The sequence below is a fragment of the Paenibacillus durus ATCC 35681 genome, assembly GCF_000993825.1.
Classification (GTDB): Bacteria; Bacillota; Bacilli; order Paenibacillales; family Paenibacillaceae; genus Paenibacillus_AQ; species Paenibacillus_AQ durus_B.
Genome location: NZ_CP011114.1, coordinates 1,853,543 through 1,876,249, shown reverse-complemented (window position 1 = coordinate 1,876,249; position 22,707 = coordinate 1,853,543). Strand labels below are relative to the sequence as shown.

Genomic DNA, 22,707 nt, shown 5'->3' with positions numbered 1-22,707 from the left:
ATTATTCTGTGTTTTAAAGCAAAGTTCCTTAAAATCCGTTCAGCTCCAGCACGACCGGACAATGGTCGCTGCCCATAACCGCGCATTCGATCCTGGCATCGGCAATAGCGGGAGCCAGCCTTTCCGATACGAGAAAATAGTCAATCCGCCAGCCTACATTCCGCTCCCGCACCTTCGGCATATAAGACCACCAGGAATAGACGTCCTTTTTATCGGGATACAGATACCGGAACGAATCAACAAATCCCGAGGCCAGAAGCTCGGTCATCTTCCCGCGTTCCTCAAGCGTAAATCCGGAATTCCCATTGTTGGACTTCGGATTTTTCAGATCGATTTCCTGATGCGCAACGTTCAGATCCCCGCATATGACAACCGGCTTTTGCTTGTCGAGACGCTGCAGGTGGGCGCGGAAACGGTCTTCCCATTCCAGCCGGTAGGCCAGCCGCGAAAGGTCGCGCCGGGCATTGGGGCTGTAGGCGTTCACGAGATAGAAGCCCTCAAATTCGAGCGTGATGACTCTCCCCTCGGTCTCCTCTTCTCCCTCAATGCCGATGGACACTGAGAGAGGTTCTTTTTTGGTGAAAACAGCGGTTCCGGAGTATCCTTTCTTCACGGCATAGTTCCAGTACTGCCTATATTTCTCCCCGTGGTCCAGGGTGATCTGCCCTTCCTGAAGCTTCGTTTCCTGCAAGCAGAAGATATCCGCGTCTTCTTCCGCAAAATACTCGTTAAATCCTTTGTTCACACAGGCTCTCAGCCCGTTGACATTCCAAGATATCAGTTTCATGATTTCTTAAGCTCCTTACTTTCTCATGCTTCTGCGGGCGGATCGGTATGGATGTCCTCGTCGGGACTCGTGAGCACCCAGCGGGTAAATGTAACCTGAAAACCTGATCTGGTGGGCGCGCATAAAAAAGGACCGGCCTGCACATCAGCCGGATACGGAAAACGGGCAACTCTGACCGTTCGCCAGGCATCCTGCTCCGCTTTTGCGCGGATGATTACGGCATCATTAAGCCGCGACGCGCGAATGGTGATCTCTTTTCCAGCCCACTCAGGCACAGGGGACAAAGACCAGTCCGAGTATGTATCGGTGACAACGGCCCCAATATGGGGAACGCCATCGTTAATTTCAATCCCCGATTTAATCCACTGGGAAGGGCCATGCCATAACATTAGTCCCGCCTGATCATATAATTCGGTGAAATGATCCAGCCTGAAGCTGACCTCGGCAGCATATCGCCGTTCCCATGAATGCAGCAGGGCATGGCCGCTGTCGTGCTGAAAGCCATACATCGTTTGCTGCCAATAGTCGCTCTGCTCTGCGGCTTCGACAATCAGTCTTTCGCGGTCAACGCTGCTGGATACAGGCCGGTTCGTCCAGATTCCGTCCAGCCAGTTTATCGTTTGAATCGTCATTTCGCATTCCTCCTGACGTTATTAAGAATAGCAGTTTTCCGTTTTCACTTCCAACATCTGTGCAATGCTGAGTATGGCAATACATCCGCTCATGATACAATGATTGAACTATGCCAACGAGGACCTTACTGAACTCTTCTATGAAGAAAGGAACGAATAAATATGAGCGAAGACCTTAAGCTGCTGGCCCGGGGACTGGAGGAATTGCGGGACCCGGACGCGGCGGCGGCCATGAGCGCGTATCAGCGGAATCAATTTCCTTTTTTGGGCGTCCGAACGCCCCTGCGGAGACAAGTTCTTAAGACCTTCCTGGCGGCACATCCGCCGAAAAAGGAATGGATTCCTCTGCTGTGGGAAATGCCTGAGCGCGAGTATCAATACTGCGGGGTAGATATCGCGCAAACCCTGCGGAAAAAGCTGAAACCCGCCGACCTCCCCATGATCGAAACCTGCATCACCCGGCACTCCTGGTGGGATACCGTCGACTTGCTTGCTTCAAACGCCGCCGGGTTTCTGCTGCGCAAATACCCCGAGCTTCAGCCGGAGTATGGCGAGAAATGGCTGCGTTCCGATAATATGTGGCTCAACCGCACGGCACTCCTGTTTCAGCTTCATTATAAGGAAGCGACGGACGAAGAGCTGCTGTACCGCTATATCCGCGAGCATGCGGCGTCCAATGAATTTTTCATTCAAAAGGCGATCGGCTGGGCTTTGAGGGAATATTCCAAGAGCAATCCAGATTCGGTCAAGGCGTTTATCGAGCAAGAGGAACTGAAGCCGCTGAGCCGGCGGGAAGGGCTGAAATGGCTGATAAGAGCCGATATAACGCAGTAGAGCCCTCCCGGCAAGGGAGAGCTCTTCATAAACCGCAGAACGGTTAGGGTGTGAGTATCAGTTATTCATAAATGTATACACTCGAGCCAAGGACATCCGTTTTCACTCCGAATATCTTTTGCAGCGAGTCCGCTTCGATCCATGCTGTGCCCTGGCTGACCATCGTCTCGCCGGCTTTGACCATAATGTGCTTGCCGCCGTGAACAACATGGATTTGCTTCTTGGCGATGTCCCAGCTCACTTCCGATCCAAGGCTTTCCAGTGCGCCGCGCAGCGGAACTAGCGCTTGACCGTTCACATATTGTCCGAGAAGCCCAACCACTTCTTTACCATCTGCGTACACCTGCAGCTTGTCCGAGAAGGCCACGCCGCTCTCGATTTCTTTGATCACTTCAATGACGAACTCGGAGCAGTAGTCCGCCGACTTCGGATCGAAATCCTCTGCATACAATTCGGAATTCGACAAGATCCGGATACCCAGAAAAGGAACATTGAACGTCTTGGCTACCTCGGCAACCGATCCGGTCTCCATTTCTTCCGCGCTTGTGCCCAAAGTATCATGCAGTTCCTTGATGCGGTCGAGTTCTCTGTTCCATGCGTCCGATGTGCCGATTACTCCAGAGACCACTTTACCGTGCTGATACCGGTTCGCCACGCTCATTGCCGTCTTATACAGTACAGGGTCCGGCTCAACCGGCTCTGTAAGCACCTTCCAGCTACCGGTGTCAACTCCCGCCCCGGCGTCCCGGTGTGCGGATTGGAACCAGCCGTAATTAATGGATTTTTCGCCAATCACGATGTCAAACTTGTGGAGTGCCGGGTCGTGACCGCCTGCCGTTCCCTGGTTAATGATTGCTTTCGGGTGATATTTCTCGATTAAGAGCGTCGTCGAGGCGGCGGCATTCACCATACCGATATTCGTTTGGGAGACGACAACCGGAACGCCTGCGATTTTGCCGGAATAAAAATGATATGAACCGAAGGTTTCCGTCTTATAATCGCCCATTTGCTTCAGGAAATAAGCGACTTCCATGTCCATTGCGCCTTGCACGGCGATTGGCCGGACCACTTGACTGCTCGCGGCTTGGACTTGCAGTGGCATAAGAATCAAAAGAAATGCGAAACTGAATAACAACCATTTTTTCATCTGCGATCACCTCATCGAGTTATAGTTTCATCATCTAGAAGTTAATCGCACGTCAGCTTTATCGTCAATTACATAACATGATTTATGTTAAGCCGCACAAAAAAACAGGTATATTTTGTTATCCGGTCTAAACTTTCTTGTAAACTTATGGATTATTATTATTTTCATGTAATTTTTATTCACGCGTCAATGTACAAAAGTTAACAAGTCCGATCAGCGCTGGCAGTGGTTATACCGGCTTTCTACAGAGCTTGAATGAGCAGTTCCATATCCTCCAAAGGCTGATTCATAACCACGGTCAGTTCTCCGGCGGCTCGGTCGAAATGCCATCCCTTGGCGAGAGTCTCCAGTTCTTCCCGGCTAGGTACTTCTGTCCCGAAATCCAGACGGCACCCGGCAAACCGGAGATGCTTGAACGTTACGGTCCATCTCTTCCAGCCTTCGTCATAGCCGATACATGCAGGTTGAATACGGAATTTGACCCTTCCCTCAGCCTCTTCCACCGTCAACCGGTGCAGGTTGTAGAAATTGTCCTTAAAGGCATAAGTCGTTCCGTCGTCATCGTACAGGTCAAAGGCGCTGGCGCCATTCTCAGGTGTATAAATATCCAGCAGCAGCAGCTCCCGCGAGCGTTGAAATTCGGTTGATGCGGCCGGTTCGGTACGGGGGATCATTGCCCCTTCCTTAACGTACAACGGCAGCGTATCTAATGGAGCATGCGCCATAAAGTGGCCGCCCCCTCGTCTTCTTTCGCCCGTCCAGTAATCGAACCAGTTTCCTTCAGGCAAGTAGACGACACGGTGATACGTATTGGGGCGATAGACGGGAGCCGCCAGCAGCTGATCTCCCAGCAGGAATTGATCGCACAGGTTCACCGTATTGGGGTCGTCCGGGTACTCCAGCAGCAGCGGCCTTATGACCGGCATCCCCGTCTCGGCAGCCTCCCGGAACACGGAGTACAGCAGCGGCATCAAGGAGTAGCGGAGGCTGATGTAATCCCGGCAAATGTTCTCCACATCGGTTCCGAAGGACCAAGGCTCCTGGCGAATGGTGTCCAGCATGCTGTGATTCCGGCAAAAAGGGAACAGCGCTCCCATCTGCGTCCATCTCGCCAGCAGTTCTCCGGTCGTGTGGTGACCGAATCCCCCTATATCGGGACCCGCGAAGGCTACGCCCGACAGCCCCAGATTGAGCACCATCGGCATTGCGAGCGCCATATGCTCCCAGTAGCTGCGGTTATCGCCCGTCCAGACAGCCGCATAGCGCTGGATTCCGGCGTAGCCCGCCCGCGACAGGACAAATGGACGGCCCCCTAAATGACTTGTCATCCCTTCAGCGGTCGCTTTGGACATCATCATGCCGTACAGATTATGAATCTCCTGATGCGTTGCCGGATGGCCGTCATTGCCGTGGAGCGTATCCGGTTCAATTGTCTTGCATTCGTTGAAGACGGAGGGTTCGTTCATGTCGTTCCAAATGCCTTCGATCCCCATCTCCGTAAAGAACCGGTGAAGCCCTCCCCACCATTCGCGCACCTTCGCCTCCGTGAAGTCGGGAAACACGCTTTGACCCGGCCAGACCGGACCGATAAAGGGAGTGCCATCCGGCTTCAAGCAGAAGTAATTCGACTCCGCGCCTTCTTGATAGACGTGGTAGTCCGGATCGAACTTGACGCCCGGATCAATGATGGGCACAATCCGGATGCCAAGATTTTTCAATTCCGCAATCATCGCTTTCGGATCGGGGAACCGCACCGGATCAAACGTAAAGACACGGTATTCGTTCATATAATGAATGTCCAGGTGGATGACGTCGCACGGAATTTCTTTTTCGCGAAAAGTGCGGGCCAGCTCCAGCACTTCCTCCTGATCCATGTAGCTGTAGCGGGACTGGTGATACCCGATGGACCACCTTGGCGGAAGCTGAATCCGTCCGGTAAGAGCGGTATAGCGCCCTACCACATCCTTGAGTTTCGGTCCGGCGATGAAGTAATAATCCACCCCGCCCGTTTCCGCATGAATCGTGAACGCCTGCTCCGAGCCGCGCATGTCAAATACCGATCTCCCCGGATTATCCAGAAAAATCCCATAGGCATTCCCCGGCTCGTTTACGATTAAGAAAGGAATCGACTGGTACAGCGCTTCAATTTCCGGCACATGCGGGGAAAAGTTATCGGAGTTCCACATTTCGTAGCGCTCTCCCCGTTTGTCCAGAAAGCCCGTCTTCTCCCCCAGCCCGTAATAATGCGTATGCTCCGTTGCCTGGAACAGAGCGGCCGCCGCCTTGTCTTCATTCCAGGCAAGCAGCGGATTATGAGCCAGAATCTGTCCGGACTCATTTATGAACCGGAGACTGCTGTCCTGCTTGGCGACTTCAACCGTTATGCCGTCCGTTTCAATCCTATAGGCGGACTCGGTGTCGCTTACCTGCAGTTCCGCTTCTTTCCCGCCGGGATTCTCCTCGTACCCGATGACCGCCTCCGTGGTGCGCAGATGAATCGGGTCTCCAGGCTCGGCTCCGGCGAACAGCTTGATCCGGATGATTCCTGTACGAACCCTGCTGACGGCGAGTTTGCCATTTTCACACGAAAAAAGGATAAGCCCGACCTCCGCAGTAACGGCCTGAACGCGTCCCAAAGTCCGGGTGAACCCGGCTGCGTAATCGGCCTGCATTTTATCGGGACTGATCTGTTCGCTGGTTAACATGTCTTAATCCTCCTGAACGTTAGTTGAGCGTTAATACTCTTGAGTATCTAATTCAAAATTTGTATCTGGAGCGTTCGCTTATCCCTTATCGGCCCCAGCCGTTAATCCGTCTACCAGGAAGCGCTGCATCAGGATGAACAAGATGGTGACCGGAACGGCAGCCAATACGCAGCCTGCGGCGAACATCGTAAATTCATTCGAGAAGCGGTCGCCAATCATGTCGAACAGGCCGACCGCAAGCGTCTTCTTGTCCGGCGAACGCAGTACCAGCTTGGCGAAGATGAAATCCGTGAACGCCCCCGTGAATGTCATAAGCGCGGTATACACAATGAGCGGGGTCGACAGCGGAAGCACGATCCGAAAGAATATCGGCATATGCCCGGCTCCGTCAATCCGCGCGGCTTCGACAAGACTCCTCGGAATCGTGTCGAAATAGCTTTTGGCGAACAGAAAATACAGCGGCGCTCCCGCCGCATATACGATGACCACGGCGGTGTGCGTATTCAGCAGATTCATCTGATTGAGCAAAATATAAATTGCGATCATACTCATAAATCCGGGAAACAATCCGAGCACCAGCAGGATGCTCATCAGATTTTTGCGCCCGGTGAAACGGAATACCGAGAAGGCGTAACCCGTGAGCAGCGTAAGAATCGTGCCGAGAATCATGCTGGAGACCGCGATTTTCAGCGTATTCATGTACCAGACGCCGAACGGATGCTTGGCGAACAGTTCGGTATAATGGCTGAAGGTGTAAGAGGTCGGCAGGATTGTATCGCTAAATAGCGCGTCCCCGGTACGAAAAGAAGACATCAGCACCCACAGGGCCGGATAGGCGCAGAAGGCTGTAAGAAGAATAAGCGCGGTATAGCTGAGCGACAGCCGGATTCTCGTTCTCGCTTGGTTTCCGGGTCTCATGAAGCATCCTCCTCCTTGAACGCTTTGGTGCGGCGAACATTCCATATGGCGAATACGGAGAGCACAATGAAGATGAAAATCCCGATTACCGAGGCGTAGTTATATTTCCCCTGCTCCATCGACAGCTTGAACAGCCAGGTGATCAGAATATCGGTATGCCCGGCGAACTGAAAGTCTCCGTTAAGCGGCTTGCCGTTCGTTAGCAGATATACGATATTGAAGTTATTGATATTGGCTACGAATTGCATAATAATCAGCGGCGCCATCGAATACATTACCATCGGAAAAGTGATCAGCCGCGTCTTCTGGGAGCCGCTCGCACCGTCGATATCCGCCGCTTCATACATATCCCTTGGTATGGTGGACAGGATTCCGATAATCATCAGCATGGAGACCGGGAAGCTCAGCCAGAAATTGACTAAGATTAGCGTGATTTTTGCCCAGAGCGGATCGGACAGCCAGGGAGCCTTGGCGATCCCGAGCATCCCCAAATATTGGTTGACGGGTCCGAATTGGCCGTTAAAAATATTGCGCATGATCAGGGTGGAGACGAACATCGGGATGGCAAAGGGCAGAATGAAAGCCGTCCGCCAGAACGATCTGAACCGAATTCCCTTAGACTGCACAAGCAGCGCCGCCGCGAATCCGCCGAAATAGCCCGTGATTGTTGCAAAAAACGCCCAGATAAACGTCCATAACGTCACACTGTAAAAGGTGTGGCTCCATGCCTTGGTGCGCAAAAGCTCCTTGAATGCCTGAAGTCCTTCCCAGTTGATCAGATGGGCAGGCGGCATAGTTTCCCGGGTGAAGTCGGTAAAGGCGACCAGGATCATAAAAATAATCGGCATCACCGTGAAGAACACGACACCGAGCAACGGAATGGCCAGCACGATGTGCGGGAAGCGGTATGCCGCCACAAAGCTAAGCGTCTGCTTGAACGTATTGGGCCTAACGCCTTCTTCCCGCAGCTTGCCGGTCCGGTAAGCGTCCTTGATGCCGGCTATATACAGCCAAATCAGCACAAGCATGATGAACACCGTGATCAAACTCTCGACCATTAGAAAGATCGAATGGTCGCCCATGACCTGCTTGTATAATCTTCCGACTTTCTGCAGGTGAGTCTCCGTCTCGCCAAGCGTGATGAGCGCCCAAAGCGCATGGGGCAGACTTGTCACTGCTGTAAATATGCCGTACACGTAAAAGGCGAGCAGAAGGAACCCCTTGACATACTGCCGGTTATAGATCTGGCCCAGTCCCATAGCGATAACGGATAACAGGGCGGCCTTTTTTCTGAACTTTTTGGAAGGTTCGGGATACTTAGATCCAATCGCCAGCTGCTGCATCTCCTTTCAACTCCCATCTAAGTTAGGGGGGATCACCCGGAAAGCCCCGGATGACCCCCTTTTTTTATCTCCGCTTATTTCATCCCTATGCTTGTCTTCATGCCTTCCGCTGCTTTGTCGAGGGTCGCCTTGACATCGGCGCCGTTCCAGACCGCATCAAATGCCGGGTCCATGTATTGCCCAAAGTATTGCATTTCCGGAAGACTTGACCACATGCGGCTGCTTTCTATCTGTTTTAAGAAGCCCTGCATGATTTCATCTTTTCTAATGCTGTCGTCAATTCCTTCGGCAGCCGGAATGGAGCCGATTAATTCGTTATCTTTAATCTGCATATCCTTTGAGGTAATAAAATTGGCGAACAGCTTCGCCGCATTCGGATATTTCGAATACGTGCTTACATAATACGAAGTGGTTCCCGCCAGTGTAACCGGAGCTTTCCCTTCCGGCATGGCCGGCAGCGGGATAACGGCTACTTGAAACGGAAGCTTGCTGTATTTGCCAATTTCCCAGCTGCCATCCATATTCATGGCCAATTTGCCTTGTTCCCAAAGTCCATTCTTCGCGTCTCTGGTCATGTCGGTCAATTTGAACGGTAAAATGTCTTTTAGCGATTTTAAGAATGTCATGCCTTTAACCGACCCTTCATTGTTAACGCCGATATCCGTCGGGTCCGTTTCATTGCTGCCAAATATATAACCGCCGTAACCGGTCAGAAAGCTAAAGAGATAAAAGGAACCACTGTCAAACATGAAGCCGTATTTATTGCTTTTAACGTCATTAAATTTCTTCGAAAACGCAATGACATCGTCCCATGTATCCAGCTTGGCGTCCTTCACCAGATCTTTATTGACATAAAGCCCATACGTATAAACTGAACGAGGATAACCATACAGAATCCCCTCATATGTCGATGCGTCAACAGCCAGCTTACGATTGATGGTTTTGGTATCTTCTTCAAAATAATCGTTCGGCAATACAAGGCCGGCATTGACAGCCCCTCCAAGGAAATCGTTCGTCATCCCGAATACATCGGCACCCGTACCGGACGGTCCATCCGTTGTCATACGGGCTACGCTGTCCCAGTAAGCAACGTCTTCTACCGTTACTTTAATGTTATATTTCTTTTCAAACTCTTGAACGGCGTAATCGCTGAAACCATCCTTGATCGTCCAGAAGGTCAACTCCGCTCCCGGTTCCGGCGTTAATTCCTCCGTTCCCTCGGCTGTCGCTTCCCCGCCGGAATCAGCGGCGGCATTTCCCGAATTCTCTGCCCCGGAACCCGGCTTGCCGCCGCAGGCCGAGAGCACAAATATCAACATCATACAAAGTGTGAGAAGTCCCAATTTCTTTGTCATTTCAAATCTCTCCTTTAGTTTGTAAATGAATAAGAAAGACTTTAGTCAGTCAGTGCCCGGCAGCTTTCTCTTACGATAATTTCATGGGGAAGTACCATGGATTCACAGCTTCCGGTTCCTTTTTCCCGAATTTGTTTAAGCAGCATTTGCGCGGACCCGGAGCCCAGCTCGTACACCGGCTGGCGTACGGTCGTTATTTTGGGACGATAAGCTCCGGCAATCGGAATATCGTCAAATCCCATGATCGATATATCCTCTGGGACCCGCAGACCACTGTCCTCCGCCGCCCGGATCGCCCCGATGGCAACCATATCACTGACACAGCAGACAGCTGTCGGCCGATCCTCCCGCGCGAACAGTTCCATCCCGCTCTTGTAACCCGAATCAAGGTCATAATCCTTATCAAAAAGCCATCCTTCTTGGTATTCAATGCCGTGATCGGCCAGAGCCTGCATATAGCCGTTATACCGCTCAACCGTTTGGTAATACTCCATCGGTCCGCTGAAAAAAGCGATGCTGCGGTGACCCAGCCCGATCAGATACTTTGCGGCATCATAGGTGGCCTGGTAATCATCGATGTTGATGCAAGAGAACCGGCCGTCCTTGTCCGTGTGACTGGAGAATATAACGGGAATATCGTTCTTATCGAAGAAATCGATTTGCTCCTGTTTCGGAGCGGAGGTTAACAGTACAACGCCATCCACATACTTATCACGAAGCAGATTTAAATAATGGAGTTCAACATCCGTATCCCCGTTCGTATTGCAGAGCAGAGTCGTATAGCCATGCTGGAAGAGTTCTTTTTCAATGCCGCGGACAAACATCGAAATAAAGGTATTGGCGACATCCGAAATCAGCACACCGACCAGCATACTCTCCTTCATAATCAGCGTTCGGGCCACGGGATTTGGATTGTATCCGAGCTCGTCCACCACTTTCATCACTTTCTCACGCACTTCGGGACTAACAGGCTTGCTCCGGTTCAGCACCCGCGACACCGTGGCAATGGAGACATTCGCTAGCCTTGCCACATCCTTGATTGTAAATGACATGCTTTCACCCCCTTTGTCATAATCAGGAAAACCTTTTCCTCAGTCTCAAAAAAAAGAGAGAACCTTTGTTAAGCAATGCGAGGAAAACCTTTTCCCACAAATGAAAACAACCTTTCTGAACCTTTCATCTTCGTTACAGCTGTTATTTGCGATAATAATACTATCGTGCATAAATGAATGTCAATATAAATGACACACTTTCATTAAATTTTTAGTTTTGTCATCTTATATAACATATATTGATAGGTATTTTATGTTAAAATACTCCCCCGCACTGAGAGAGTTTAGAACGTTTTTCATATCACTATTCATAATAGTTAGTGTATACTAATACATATTTTACTATATTTTTTCGCTATTCAGACTTACCCATCTCTTGTATAAGGACGTGATCGCCCTGAATTTTCTGGATATTGAGGAGTGTAAGCCGGAACAGATTGAAGAAATTTTTAGCCTGACCGACCGGCTTTGCCAGAACCGGGAGCAGCCCCTGCTTCAAGGAAAAACGTTCGTTTTATTATTTCCCGAGACCAGTCTTCGCACGAGAGTAAGCTTTGAGAAAGGCATCCGCGATCTGCGGGGTGAATGTATTTGCATGTCACCGGAAGCTCTGAATAAGAGAGAAGACCTTGCCGATGTCATAGGCTATATGGAGAACTGGGCCGACGCGGCCGTAGTCCGGCATCCGGACCTCAATAAGCTTCGGGAGCTGTCGCGTAATGCTTCGATTCCTGTCATCAATGCCATGACTTCGGAAAATCATCCGTGCGAAATCATGTCCGACCTCTATGCAATCAGCAGGCGGAGACCGGATTATAAGGACCTGGTCTATACCTTTGTGGGCCCGGGAGGCAACATCAGCCGAACATGGATGAGCATGGCGAAGAGGATGAATTTAAACTTCCATCACGTCTCTACTAAGGGCAATGCGCTTGGGCCGGAAACCGCCAATTATTCGTTTCATACCCGTCTGGACGGGATAATACCGGACAGCGACGTCCTGCTGACCGATTCTTTGCCGGAGGAATACCGGAATGCCGAATACATAGGGAAGTACCAGTTAAATTTACAGCGGATGCGTTCGGCTAAGCCCGGCGCACTGCTCAATCCGTGCCCGCCCTTTTTCAGAGAGGAAGAGGTCTCGGCGGATATCATAGAATCGGATTATTTTGTCGGATATGATTTCAAAAAATGTCTTCTGTATGTCCAGCAGGCCATTATGCTGTACTGCCTTTTTCACTCCAGACATACGGCTTCTTAACGCTAACAAGCGCCGGTCCTCAAATGAGGCTCGGCGCTTGTTCCGCTGTACGGCGTTTCCTAAAATCCTCTTCCAACTTATTTCAACAGGTACATTCTTGCCTCATAAGGACGCAGCGATCCTCCGGAAGCTTCATCACTATAGTTGGAGATCAGCAGTTCCTTGTCTCCAGCCAACTCTTCGGGCATATCAAACGAAACGGTATTTCCGTAAAAATTGCACAGCACTAACAGCGTGGTCTCTCCCAGCGTACGGGTATAACCGAACAAGTCCTTATCTTCAGGGAACAGCAGCTTGTAGTCACCGTAAACGATTACGTTATATTCCTTGCGGAGCCGAATCAGCTTCTTATAGTAATGAAATATGGAGTCCGGATTCTCTAATTCGCCCGCCGCATTGATCTCCGTGTAATTCGGATTGACCCGAATCCAAGGCTGGCCCGCTGTAAATCCCGCATGTTCGGAAGCATCCCACTGCATCGGCGTACGCGCATTGTCGCGGCCTTTGGCGTAAATCGATTCCATGATATCTTCGTGGGCGTATCCGCCTTCGATTCGCTCTTTGTACAGGTTCAGCAGCTCGATGTCGCGGAAATCCTCAAGAGGATAGCGCACATTCGTCATGCCCAGCTCTTCACCCTGATAGATGTAAGGAGTGCCTTGCATTCCATGAAGTAGGGTGGCCAGCATTTTAGCAGATTCCACGCGGTATTCTCCGTCATTTCCCCAGCGGGAGACGATACGCGGTAGATCGTGGTTGTTCCAGAACAGGCTGTTCCAAGCTTCGCCCTTCAGATCCGTCTGCCATTTGGATAGCACCTGCTTTAGTTTCAAGAAATCCAGCGGCGCAAGATCCCATTTCCCTTTCCCTTCCTGTTCATCCACATGATATGCTCGAACTGGAACACCATGGAAAATTCACTGCCATCGGGATTGCTGAACAGCTTGGCGATTTCCGGAGTTGCGCCCCAGGTTTCGCCTACGGTCAACAGATCTCCCTTTTGAAAAGTTTCCCTGCTGAGCTCTTGAATATACTTGTGGAGATTCGAGCCGTTGGCGGTGATTTTCCGGTCGGGCTCCTTGGCGATCAGATCGATCACATCGAGCCGGAAGCCGCCCACTCCCTTGTCCATCCACCAGTTGATCATGTCGTAAATCTCCTGCCGGACTTTGGGATTATCCCAGTTGAGGTCCGGCTGCCTCACAGAGAACAGATGCAAATAATATTGCCCCAGCTCCGGCACCCACTCCCACGCGGACCCGCCAAAGCAGCTTCGCAAATCGTTGGGAGGCGATCCCTCCACACCATCTCTCCATACGTAGTAATCATAATATGGATTGTCTTTACCTTTCTTTCCTTCCAGAAACCAAGGGTGCTCGTCGGATGAGTGGTTCAGCACCAGATCCATGACAATGCGAATGTTCCGCTTGCGGGCTTCCTCAATCAGCAGCTCCATGTCCTCCAAAGAGCCGAACATCGGATCGATGTCCCGGTAATCGGAAATATCGTAGCCATTGTCATCCTGGGGCGATTTGCATACCGGAGAAAGCCAGATAGCCCCGATTCCAAGCTCCGCCAAATAATCCAGTCTGGAGATAATTCCCTTCAAGTCCCCGATGCCGTCTCCGTTCGTATCCTGAAAGCTGCGGGGATAGATTTGATAGACTACCGTTTCTTTCCACCATTTATTATTTTCCATTGTAATCCTCCTCTTCACCTGAAGCTCACGAAACAAAAAGCACACCGGTGCCGACTCTTCCTGGCCCCGGTGTGCTCGTCTACGCCTCCCGGCTAAATCAGCACTGTCAGGATTTACTCCTTACAGCCACCACATTTCGCCAAGCTGCTCTTGGATCAGCACCTGATTCAGATTGTCGACCGCTTTGGAGAAGCCTTCATTGATCGACATCAGCCCGTCTTCATGCTCAATGCTGACGACATAATCATAACCAACCAGGCGAAGCGCGCTGACAATATCCGCCCAGGTCTTCAGGTCATGGCCGTAGCCGACGGTGCGGAACTGCCAGGCGCGGTCCAGCATGTTGTCATAGGTCTGCATATCGGTCAGGCCATACTTGTTCACGTTAACCGGATCTATGACCGTATCCTTGGCATGGAAGTGATGAATCGCTCCGGCCCGGCCCAGGATATGAATAGCCTGCACTGGGTCGATTCCCTGCCACCACATATGGCTGGGGTCCAGATTGGCGCCGATGACTTCGCCCGCCGCTTCTCTCAGACGGAGCAGCGTTGCCGGTGTATGCACCGAGAAGCCGCCATGCAGCTCAAGTCCCACCTTGACGCCATGATCCGCCGCAAAAGCTCCCGCCTCTATCCAGTAAGGAATGACTTTATTCTCCCACTGCCATTTCAGCACTTCCTGAAAATCATTCGGCCAGGGAGCGACCGGCCAGTTCGGGTACTTCGCATCCTCATGGTCTCCAGGGCAGCCGGAGAACGTATTGACAACCGAAACGCCCAGCTTCTCCGCTAATCTGACCGAATTTTGGAAGTCCTCGTGGTCCTTCTGCGCCAGCGCCTTTTGCGGGTGCAGCGGGTTGCCGTGGCAGCTGAGCGCACTGATAATCAGCCCTCTCGACTCTACCGCATGCTTGAACTCTTTCAGCGCGCGCTCGTCTTCAAGCAGCAGCTGCGGATCGCAGTGGCTTTTTCCAGGATTACCTCCCGTGCCGATCTCCACCGCTTTAACTCCTTTTTCCGCCACATAGTCCAGCGCATCCTCCAGCTTGCGGCCGCCGAACAATACCATAAATACGCCAAGTTTCATGGATTGTGTTTCCCCTCTCCGTTTATCGTCTTATTTATTCAGTACCGCTTGAGCCGAGTCTTTGGTTGCGCTATCTTGTGTTCCGTCAAAATAAATCGTCTTGCCGGTACGTGCGGATTCGTAAATGGCCTCCAGAATCTGCGTAACCACAAGCGCCTGCTCCGGTTTGACCAGCGGTTCCTTGTCTTCGCTCACCGCCTCAAGCCACAGACGCGCTTCACGGTCCGCCTCGCTCTCTTCATCTCCCGAATAGAAGGCGACTCCGCCCGGAGTAAGCTCGATATTCGTCTCATACAGACGGCCATAGCGTTCACCGTTAATGCGAAGTCCGCTGGTCATATCGGCACCGGCTTCCGTTCCGCACAGCAGCGTCTTCGCTTCGCCGTACTCGGCGACGTTCAGCGCCCAGCTCGATTCCAGCGCAATCGTCGCTCCGTTCTCCATCGTAATGAAGCCGAATGCGGAATCCTCCACCTTGAACTGTTCCGGGTCCCATGGACCGAACGCGTTGGCGGCATTCTCCCGCTGTCCGAGCTTATGGAACACCGAGCCGGTTACGCTGCGCGGCTTGTAGTTGTCCATCATCCACAGCGTTAAATCCAGCGCATGCGTACCGATGTCGATCAGCGGACCTCCGCCCTGCTTCTCTTCGTCCAGGAATACGCCCCAAGTCGGCACCGCGCGGCGGCGCAGCGCGATCGCTTTGGCATAGTAAACTTCGCCCAGCTCTCCCTTCTCGCACAATTCCTTCAAATACTGGCTATCGTTGCGGAAACGGTTCTGGTAGGCGATGGACAGCTTCTTGCCGGTCCGGCGGGCAGCGTCCAGCATTTCCTGCGCCTGAGCCGTCGTCTTCGCCATCGGTTTCTCGCACATTACGTGGCAATCGGCTTCGAGCGCGGCAACCGTAATTGCCGAGTGGCTGTCATTCGGCGTACATACATGCACCACGTCGATGCCGCCGTCTTTCAGCAGCTTCTGGTAGTCCGTATATACCTTAGCGCCTTCTGCGCCATATTTTTCCGCGGCTTCCTGCGCCCGTTCTTCGTTAATATCGCAGAAAGCGACCAATTCGGCGTTCTTTTGACGCGAGAGACTTGGCAGGTGCTTGCCGTTTGCGATGCCCCCGCAGCCGATAATTGCGATTTTAAGTGTCTTAAACATGAATATTGCCTCCTTGTTTATAGTTTGTTTCAAGCCACTTTATACTATCCGCCACGCTGTCCAGCGGCGGCCGGCTGCAATAGTCCTGCTCCACAATGGCCCACTTGACGCCTGCCTGTTCCGCCGCCTTCAGAATGGCGGCTAGATCCACTTCACCTTCGCCAAGCACCACCGTTTCCGCCGAGCCGTCCACCAAGCGCTTCATATCTTTCAGATGAATCAGCGGCAGACGTCCCGCGTAACTGCCGATATACTGCACGGGATCATAACCGCCGTAATACACCCAGCAGGTATCCATTTCAACCTGGAGAAGATCTGCCGGAACCTCCCGGTACAGATAGTCGAATGCCGTCAGCCCGCCGCTCTTCTCCCGAAGCTCAAAATCATGGTTGTGATAGAGCAGCACGGCGCCTTTCTCCCGGCATTTCTCTCCAAGAATCCGTAAATTGGCCGCAACGCTGCTCCAATCGCTCCGCTGCTCCTCAGTGAGATAAGGCACGATCAGATATGGACTGCCGATCTTCAGTATGTAGTCGATCTCGGCATCGGCATTCTCCAGCAGAACATCATAGGGTCTGTGCGCTCCTATAGCGGTTAACCCGGTTTCTTCAAGCAACGCCATAACTTCTTCGGCGCTCCGGCCGAAATAATTAAAAAATTCAACGCCGCTATAGCCGAGTTCAGCCACCTTGCGCAGAGTCCCTTCGAAGTCCCTTTCCAGTTCTTCTCTAAGCGTGTAGAGCTGCAAACCGATCTTCACCATTTTTTGTAATCCCTCCCGCAGCATGGAATTGAGCATTGTTGTCTACCTGAACAAAAAGAGCTTATCTATACATCAGCTGCACCTTGATCCTCCCGGGATTAGAACGCCAATGTACGCAAGTTCCCTTGAATTTTTGGGCAGTTTTTGCGTTTTTTGATTTTTTTTCGCTGCCCGAGAACTAGTATCATCGTAATCTGAAAGCAAATATAATAAAATGAATAATATGATTAAAACATGAACAATCTGCTTATCTTTTAGCTACCTGAGGAGGACATATGCCAAGCGAAGCGCCTTGTACTATTTTAACCGCCGGATTCTCCTTCCATCATAAACCTTTCCAAATGTCTGAAACGGAAGGCTTCCCCCACTATCTCATTCGCCTGCAGACCGAAGGAAGCTGCAGCGCTTTGATAGACGGCGAGATCACGCGTGTCGAGAGCGGCGGCCTGATGCTCATTGCTCCGGGCGTTCCATACAACCTTATTATTGACAAGGAAAAATATCCGCTGGGCGAGCCGCGCGTCGAAAGCGGGGATTATCATATTTTTTGCCGGGGGGAGTGGATTGACCGGTGGTGGAACAGCCGTCTGCGGCCGTCGCTAATGCATATCCCGCTTAATGACGCATTAGTCGGTCTATTTCGCCAGCTCGTGCTGGAGCAGCGCCGCCTGTCCGATTTTTCCCCGGAAATTTCAAGCTGCTACCTGCAGATTCTGTGCATGGAAATCGACCGTCTTACCGTGGATCGTCCCTCCGTCTCTACGAGGGGATATTTGGCTTACCGGATGAAGCAGTTTGTAGAGGAAAATGCGGCGCTTTCTTTCCGTCTGGAAGACGTCGCGGCCTATGTCGGCATCTCCGTCTCGCGCGCCGTCCATCTGTTCAAGGAGGCCTTTGGCACAACCATCGTCAAATATGTAAATGAAGTCCGCCTGGAAATGGCCCGTGAGCGGATCGTATACAGTCCGATGCCATTAGAGCATATCGCGGAAGCCTGCGGCTTCGTGAACTATACGTATTTCCACCGGCAGTTCCGCAAACGGTACGGCATGTCGCCAAAACAGTTCCGCACGCACAGCAGGGAGATGGACGCGCCTGCGCTTATATAGGTCAGGACGGGCCAGCGGATTTTAAAAATAGGGCAAAAAGGGAGCGTCCTGCCATTCCGGCGGAACACTCCCTTTTTCTTAAAATATAAGAAAGTATAAGCTTCGCGCTTATCATTTGCCTTATATTTCTACGAGAAACGATACCGTCCCTAACAGGACGGCGCAGCCGTTTCTTCTTGTAATGTCCAAATATCGAATGATGGCTTCTCCCGGTTATGCCTGCTTACGATATCGCCTGGCCTTCCTTCGCCCGTTTGCACCCGCTCCCCGTGCAGATCCGGTAAGAGCCTTTGAAATCAAGACGGTGGTCAGTTACAGTGAAGCCGTATTCCTTCTCCAGTTTCTCCTCCAGCTCCGCAAGCCAGTCGTCCTTGATTTCAGCCACTTTGCCGCAGGAATCGCAGATCAGATGATGATGCATATGTTCATGCTCTTCGCTGCGCAGGTCGTAACGGGATACACCGTCGCCGAAGTTCATTTTCTCAACAAGATGAAGTTCGCATAACAGTTCAAGCGTCCGGTATACTGTCGCTAGTCCAAGCTGCGGGAAGCTTCCCTTGACGAGCATATATACCTCTTCGACACTTAAGTGATCCTTCTCGTTGTCGAGAAGCACCTTGACAATGGCTTCGCGCTGCGAGGTCAGCTTATAGTTATGCGCGGCAAACTGCTGGGTGATCGTATCCATAGGATTCATGCCAAATTCCTCCCTTTCGGACGTAAAGTCTTGCTCGCTCCCGGCGAAGCATGTCTTTCTCTAGTTCAATACCCGGATGATTACCGGATGATTAATCGTAAAGCTTCCTAGATAAGAATTATTATAATAAGCATATCAAATGCACAGCAAAAAAGAAAGAGGCAAGCCGTGACCGCCGCGCCGAAGGACCGCATTTCAAGTCAAAAAAACCGGAAGCGATCCGCTTATAATGGACCTATAAAATCGCAGAAAGGACTGCCGCCATGCAATATTATCAGCAGATTCAAAAAGCCGTGGATTATATTGAGGGGAATTTACAAAAGGAGATCGGAATGCGCGACATCGCTGCATCCGCCTCCTTCTCCCCTTTCCACTTTCAGCGGCTGTTTCTCGCTATATCGGGCTTTACCGTGCAGGAGTACATCCGCAAACGCAGGCTCACCGAAGCGGCCCGTCTTCTATCGGGTTCGGATGAAGGCATTCTCAAGGTTGCCCTGGCCTATCAGTATCATTCCCAGGAGGCCTTTACACGCGCCTTCGAGAGTTACGCCGGGATGACGCCAGGGAAATACCGGAAGATGAATCCGGCCTTTGAGGGGCAGCCTCCGATCAGTTTCCTCGATGCTCGGGAAAGGAATGACCAGGAATTCGAGATGGGCAAACCGGAAATTGTCTATTTGAACCGTATACGGATCATCGGCTGTGAATATCAGACAAATCTGAATGAAGGGCGGCATTACCGGGAAATTCCCGGTTTTTACGACGAATTCGGAAGGAACGGCCGCTATCTGCATATCCCGCATAGACTGGCGCCAGATATGGTCTACGGCGTTTCCTGCCGCTTTCAGGATGATGGCGGATTCTCCTTTATCGTAGGTGAGGAAGCAGGGGAATGCGCGGAAGCGCCGGACGGTCAGTACATTAAATTCGATCTGCCGGAAGGAAAATACGCCGAATTCAAAGCCTATGGCCCAGCGAGGCATATTCAGAAGATACGGGATTTCATTTACGGCGTATGGCTCCCCCATTCAAATTACGATCGCGGGGAAGGGCCAGATTTTGAAGTGACCGATGTGCGGAATTCCACGTTCCCAGACGACATGAGGATCAAAATATTTATTCCGCTTGCTTAAGCAAACACCCATACGAATATGTGCCCGGAGCCCATACCTTATAACAGATACCTTATCTGTAAGGAGGATTACCGGATGCTTAAGAAGTCTAACAAAAGTGATGCAGTCGTTACAGCGGACGTGCTGGTCAAAGTAGCGAGAGGCATGCTGCCGTTCTACCGGGCAATCGCCGGAAGCCAGAGCTATGCGAGCGCTTGGTCCCGTGCGGTCGTCGTTGCCGACCTGGAGCTAATGCGTTCCCTGCTGAAGCTCGCGGCCCCTCAGGCCGCCCGGCAAGGATACGGCACGAACGCCATCGGTTATTTTATTACCTATACATTTCCGCTGCCTGTTGCGTCCTATACCAACGGTACTACCATCCCGCCGGGATTGGTGCAGTTTACGTTCAGTACGCAGGTACACCGCCGGATTGCCCGCGCTGTTCTGCCGCTGTACCGTGAGCTTGCCTTTAACCGGAATTTCGCCGATGCTCTTGCCCGGGGCATTCGCCGGGGTGACCGCAAGGCAGTTGCATCCATGGTCCGCGACTTGGTCCGGGCCCGAGGGCTGCGATCGGTAAAGATTGAGGAGTCGGGAATTGCTCTCCTGTTCAAATACAGCGATTCCCCTTATCCTTACCGTAATCTATTGTTCCGTGAATTGGATTAATTAACCTTTCCGTCCTCCCTCCCGCAACCTTTCCAGCCTGTCCTCCGTTTAAAAGAATATGGCGGTTTCCCAAGCCGTACTCAGCAGGAGGTGCAGCAGTATGATATCAACTAAAAAGTCTTTGGCAGCCTTTTCAATCAGCGCAGTAATGATGCTCTCGGCAGGAAGCCTAAGCTTTGCCGCCGGCAGCGAATTCACTGATATCGGTTCCGTTCAGGGTAAGGAGAAGATCGTAAGTCTGAAAGAGCGCGGACTCGTTAAGGGAGTATACGGATCGCGTTTTATGCCGAAGTCCGTCATAAGCTCGGCGGAAGGCATCCAGTTTATTTCGGGCGGTCTGGAGCTTAATCTTGACGCCATTAGATTCGTTAAGGCTCCCGTGGCAAGCGATATTTTTAGCAAGGTCAAGGATGATGCGTGGTACGCCGAGGCTTTTATTAACGCGTACTATAACGGCGTTGAAATCCCTCCGGATATCGATCCCAAGGAACCGATGACCAAAGAGCAGTTCACTGTTCTTCTCGTTCAAGGGCTCGAAAAAGGTAACATTCTGCCGATGATCAAGATTGCTCCGGCGAATATCGCCGATGAGGCCCAAATCAACCCTGCGAGCCAAGGCGCTATTCAGCGATCCCTCATATATAAGATCAACACGTTGGACAAGGATGGGAATTTCAATCCGCGAAGCAAGCTGACACGGGCCGAGGCGGCCGTAATGCTGTATAATGCGCTGGAATATTTAAAGGCTCACGGAAGTGAGTTACCCTCATAGCCATTACGGTTCGGGGAACCGTGAAAACGGGTCATTTGTAATAGTTCAATTAGGATGCAAAAAAACGGATACAAATAGACCTGATAAGGAGTTTCCTCATCAGGTCTATTGTTTTATGAATGATGCAAGTCAATAAGCGTAAGAGCCTGCGGGCTTCGGGAGAACCGAACACTCCGCAAGCATTGCCTGGCTGGTTCCATCAGCAGCGCCATGACGAGAGCTATGCGCTGGCGCTTATAGCGGCAGTGAATATTTTCTCAATAAGCTGCAGTGCGCCTCTATATCCGATGTAGCTTTTGTTCAGAACCACTTCATAGGACGCCGGAAATCCGACTTCGACAATTTTGCCCTTCAGTTCCTTGACCGTGTCTCTTTCCCATGTTGTTCCAAAAATAATCGGAGGCTTGTGCCCGAAATCAGTCTCTTTCAATAATTTGCCAACGATATAGCCATCCTCAACAAAATCGACAGTGGTGGCGACATCATGAGCGAGCTTTTGATATTCTTGAGCGATGGCTTCTCTATATTTTTCCGGCGCATTATCGGTGATGATTTGTCGTTTAGGAATTAACCCGAGCTGATTCACCAGAAACTTGTTTAAGGCCAGATTATACGTGCTGTCCCCGACTACGGCATAGGTTGCCGGCAGCCCCCACCAATATTCGGAGTAGAAATCATTGAAATGCTCCAGGTAATAGTAGTATTCTTGTTCTTCCTGCTCGATAAACGACTCGGCTGTTGCAGGGTCAATGCCCGCGTACTCAACGACCTGTCTAATAAATGCAGCGGTTTGCTGCGCGCCGATCGGTAACACAGGGATGTGCAAATACGGCTGATTGTACTTTTCTTCCAAATGCTTGGCCGTTTTCAGCCCGAGCCATGGCGAGACGACCAGATTAAACTGGGCATGAGGGATCGTCTTCCATTCCTCGACTCCGGCCGATTTGCCGCCAAACAAAATATTGACCCTGAAACCGGCGCCCTCAAGAATTCGCTTCAGCTCGGACAGGTCCCCGCGCCAGAATGTATTCTGATACGGCAGTTCCGACCAGACATTAATCAGCCCTTTTTCCCTGTGGTCCTTGTTAAGCGCATATTTATCAACGTATTGATCAATGATGGCTGTCGTTATGATCTCATGGCCGACGAAGTTATTACCCTTAAAGCCGCCGGTTTCGGCATACACAATAGGAACTCCCTGCTTCTGATATTTACTGACGACCGCTCCGACATCATCCCCGACCAATTCTCCGATGCACCCGTTCAGTACAACAAACAAATCGCCCTCTATGATCTTGAGAGTGGATTTAATTAATTCGTCCAAGCGCTTCTCGCCGCCGAACACCACTTCTTTCTCACCGGCATTGACGCTTGGAGAGACCGAGCCTCCCGAATACCCGCTGCCCTGAAAGCCGTTGTAAAAGGCCAGGCTGGTATATTGCTTGTCCATGCAGCCCGGTCCGCAGTGGCCGATGGGAACGGCGCCCGGAATGGATACGACGCTGTACAGGGCTCCGACGGCACAGCCGTAGCGCACTTGATTGATTGAATTGGTCTGCCCGTGCTCATTTTTAGTAACAGCCATGGTAGTCTCCTTTT

Annotated in this window: 19 protein-coding genes and 1 pseudogene; 6 read left to right on the top strand and 14 right to left on the bottom strand. The window is 51.5% G+C overall.

The annotated features are described in order from the left end of the window. Positions 1 to 28 precede the first annotated feature (28 nt). Both VK70_RS08465 and VK70_RS08460 read right to left on the bottom strand, forming a co-directional pair. Positions 29 to 787, bottom strand: a complete 759-nt coding sequence (locus VK70_RS08465) for an exodeoxyribonuclease III (RefSeq protein WP_025699966.1) — start codon at positions 785 to 787, stop codon at positions 29 to 31. Between the two features lie 23 nt (positions 788 to 810). Beyond that, entirely contained in the window at positions 811 to 1,419 is a 609-nt protein-coding gene (locus tag VK70_RS08460) for a DUF1349 domain-containing protein (protein ID WP_025699968.1), read from the bottom strand. 162 nt (positions 1,420 to 1,581) lie between these two features. Between VK70_RS08460 and VK70_RS08455 the strand changes: the two genes are divergently transcribed. Further along, positions 1,582 to 2,253, top strand: coding sequence for a DNA alkylation repair protein (locus VK70_RS08455; protein WP_025699970.1), 672 nt, complete (start codon positions 1,582 to 1,584; stop codon positions 2,251 to 2,253). Between the two features lie 61 nt (positions 2,254 to 2,314). On the opposite strand, the gene mtnN is transcribed toward VK70_RS08455, so the two are convergent. From mtnN to VK70_RS08425, 6 genes are all read right to left on the bottom strand, one after another. Then, positions 2,315 to 3,400 carry a 5'-methylthioadenosine/S-adenosylhomocysteine nucleosidase gene (gene mtnN, locus VK70_RS08450; RefSeq protein ID WP_036642952.1) on the bottom strand — a complete coding sequence of 362 codons (1,086 nt, stop codon included), beginning with the start codon at positions 3,398 to 3,400 and terminating at the stop codon, positions 2,315 to 2,317. Between the two features lie 242 nt (positions 3,401 to 3,642). Next, positions 3,643 to 6,105: a glycoside hydrolase family 31 protein gene (locus tag VK70_RS08445; RefSeq protein ID WP_025699974.1), complete on the bottom strand. Its 2,463-nt coding sequence runs from the start codon at positions 6,103 to 6,105 to the stop codon at positions 3,643 to 3,645. A gap of 78 nt (positions 6,106 to 6,183) precedes the next feature. After that, on the bottom strand, positions 6,184 to 7,023 hold the full coding sequence (locus VK70_RS08440; protein WP_025699976.1) for a sugar ABC transporter permease: 840 nt from the start codon (positions 7,021 to 7,023) through the stop codon (positions 6,184 to 6,186). Beyond that, on the bottom strand, positions 7,020 to 8,366 hold the full coding sequence (locus tag VK70_RS08435) for a sugar ABC transporter permease (protein ID WP_025699977.1): 1,347 nt from the start codon (positions 8,364 to 8,366) through the stop codon (positions 7,020 to 7,022). Before VK70_RS08435 ends, VK70_RS08440 begins: the two co-directional genes overlap by 4 nt. Before the next feature lie 74 nt (positions 8,367 to 8,440). Then, positions 8,441 to 9,721 (bottom strand): sugar ABC transporter substrate-binding protein, encoded by a 1,281-nt coding sequence (locus VK70_RS08430; RefSeq protein ID WP_025699979.1) that lies wholly within the window; start codon positions 9,719 to 9,721, stop codon positions 8,441 to 8,443. Between the two features lie 41 nt (positions 9,722 to 9,762). Next, positions 9,763 to 10,773: a LacI family DNA-binding transcriptional regulator gene (locus tag VK70_RS08425; RefSeq protein WP_025699980.1), complete on the bottom strand. Its 1,011-nt coding sequence runs from the start codon at positions 10,771 to 10,773 to the stop codon at positions 9,763 to 9,765. Positions 10,774 to 11,149: 376 nt separating this feature from the next. On the opposite strand from VK70_RS08425, the gene VK70_RS08420 reads away from it, so the two are divergent. Next, positions 11,150 to 12,034: an ornithine carbamoyltransferase gene (locus VK70_RS08420; RefSeq protein WP_233277789.1), complete on the top strand. Its 885-nt coding sequence runs from the start codon at positions 11,150 to 11,152 to the stop codon at positions 12,032 to 12,034. Between the two features lie 77 nt (positions 12,035 to 12,111). On the opposite strand, the pseudogene VK70_RS08415 reads toward VK70_RS08420, so the two are convergent. From VK70_RS08415 to VK70_RS08400, 4 genes and pseudogenes are all read right to left on the bottom strand, one after another. Then, positions 12,112 to 13,733: pseudogene (locus VK70_RS08415) on the bottom strand (glycoside hydrolase family 13 protein). Positions 13,734 to 13,853: 120 nt separating this feature from the next. Continuing rightward, positions 13,854 to 14,822 carry a sugar phosphate isomerase/epimerase family protein gene (locus VK70_RS08410; protein ID WP_025699983.1) on the bottom strand — a complete coding sequence of 323 codons (969 nt, stop codon included), beginning with the start codon at positions 14,820 to 14,822 and terminating at the stop codon, positions 13,854 to 13,856. Positions 14,823 to 14,852: 30 nt separating this feature from the next. Continuing rightward, entirely contained in the window at positions 14,853 to 15,986 is a 1,134-nt protein-coding gene (locus tag VK70_RS08405; protein ID WP_025699985.1) for a Gfo/Idh/MocA family protein, read from the bottom strand. After that, positions 15,979 to 16,749, bottom strand: a complete 771-nt coding sequence (locus tag VK70_RS08400) for a sugar phosphate isomerase/epimerase family protein (RefSeq protein ID WP_046723132.1) — start codon at positions 16,747 to 16,749, stop codon at positions 15,979 to 15,981. The genes VK70_RS08405 and VK70_RS08400 overlap by 8 nt, the downstream gene beginning before the upstream one ends. 275 nt (positions 16,750 to 17,024) lie before the next feature. Between VK70_RS08400 and VK70_RS08395 the strand changes: the two genes are divergently transcribed. Further along, on the top strand, positions 17,025 to 17,858 hold the full coding sequence (locus tag VK70_RS08395; RefSeq protein ID WP_025700539.1) for an AraC family transcriptional regulator: 834 nt from the start codon (positions 17,025 to 17,027) through the stop codon (positions 17,856 to 17,858). A gap of 223 nt (positions 17,859 to 18,081) precedes the next feature. On the opposite strand, the gene VK70_RS08390 is transcribed toward VK70_RS08395, so the two are convergent. Further along, on the bottom strand, positions 18,082 to 18,555 hold the full coding sequence (locus VK70_RS08390; RefSeq protein ID WP_025700541.1) for a Fur family transcriptional regulator: 474 nt from the start codon (positions 18,553 to 18,555) through the stop codon (positions 18,082 to 18,084). Between the two features lie 263 nt (positions 18,556 to 18,818). On the opposite strand from VK70_RS08390, the gene VK70_RS08385 reads away from it, so the two are divergent. The 3 genes from VK70_RS08385 (at position 18,819) to VK70_RS08375 (ending at position 21,108) form a co-directional block, all read left to right on the top strand. Then, complete coding sequence (locus VK70_RS08385) at positions 18,819 to 19,688, top strand: AraC family transcriptional regulator (protein WP_025700545.1); 870 nt, start codon at positions 18,819 to 18,821, stop codon at positions 19,686 to 19,688. A 75-nt stretch (positions 19,689 to 19,763) separates the two neighbouring features. After that, complete coding sequence (locus VK70_RS08380) at positions 19,764 to 20,336, top strand: hypothetical protein (RefSeq protein ID WP_025700546.1); 573 nt, start codon at positions 19,764 to 19,766, stop codon at positions 20,334 to 20,336. A 100-nt stretch (positions 20,337 to 20,436) separates the two neighbouring features. Continuing rightward, positions 20,437 to 21,108 carry an S-layer homology domain-containing protein gene (locus VK70_RS08375; RefSeq protein ID WP_025700547.1) on the top strand — a complete coding sequence of 224 codons (672 nt, stop codon included), beginning with the start codon at positions 20,437 to 20,439 and terminating at the stop codon, positions 21,106 to 21,108. Positions 21,109 to 21,328: 220 nt separating this feature from the next. Here the strand turns inward: VK70_RS08375 and VK70_RS08370 are convergent, their stop codons facing one another. Further along, positions 21,329 to 22,693, bottom strand: a complete 1,365-nt coding sequence (locus VK70_RS08370; RefSeq protein ID WP_025700548.1) for a nitrogenase component 1 — start codon at positions 22,691 to 22,693, stop codon at positions 21,329 to 21,331. Positions 22,694 to 22,707 lie beyond the last annotated feature (14 nt).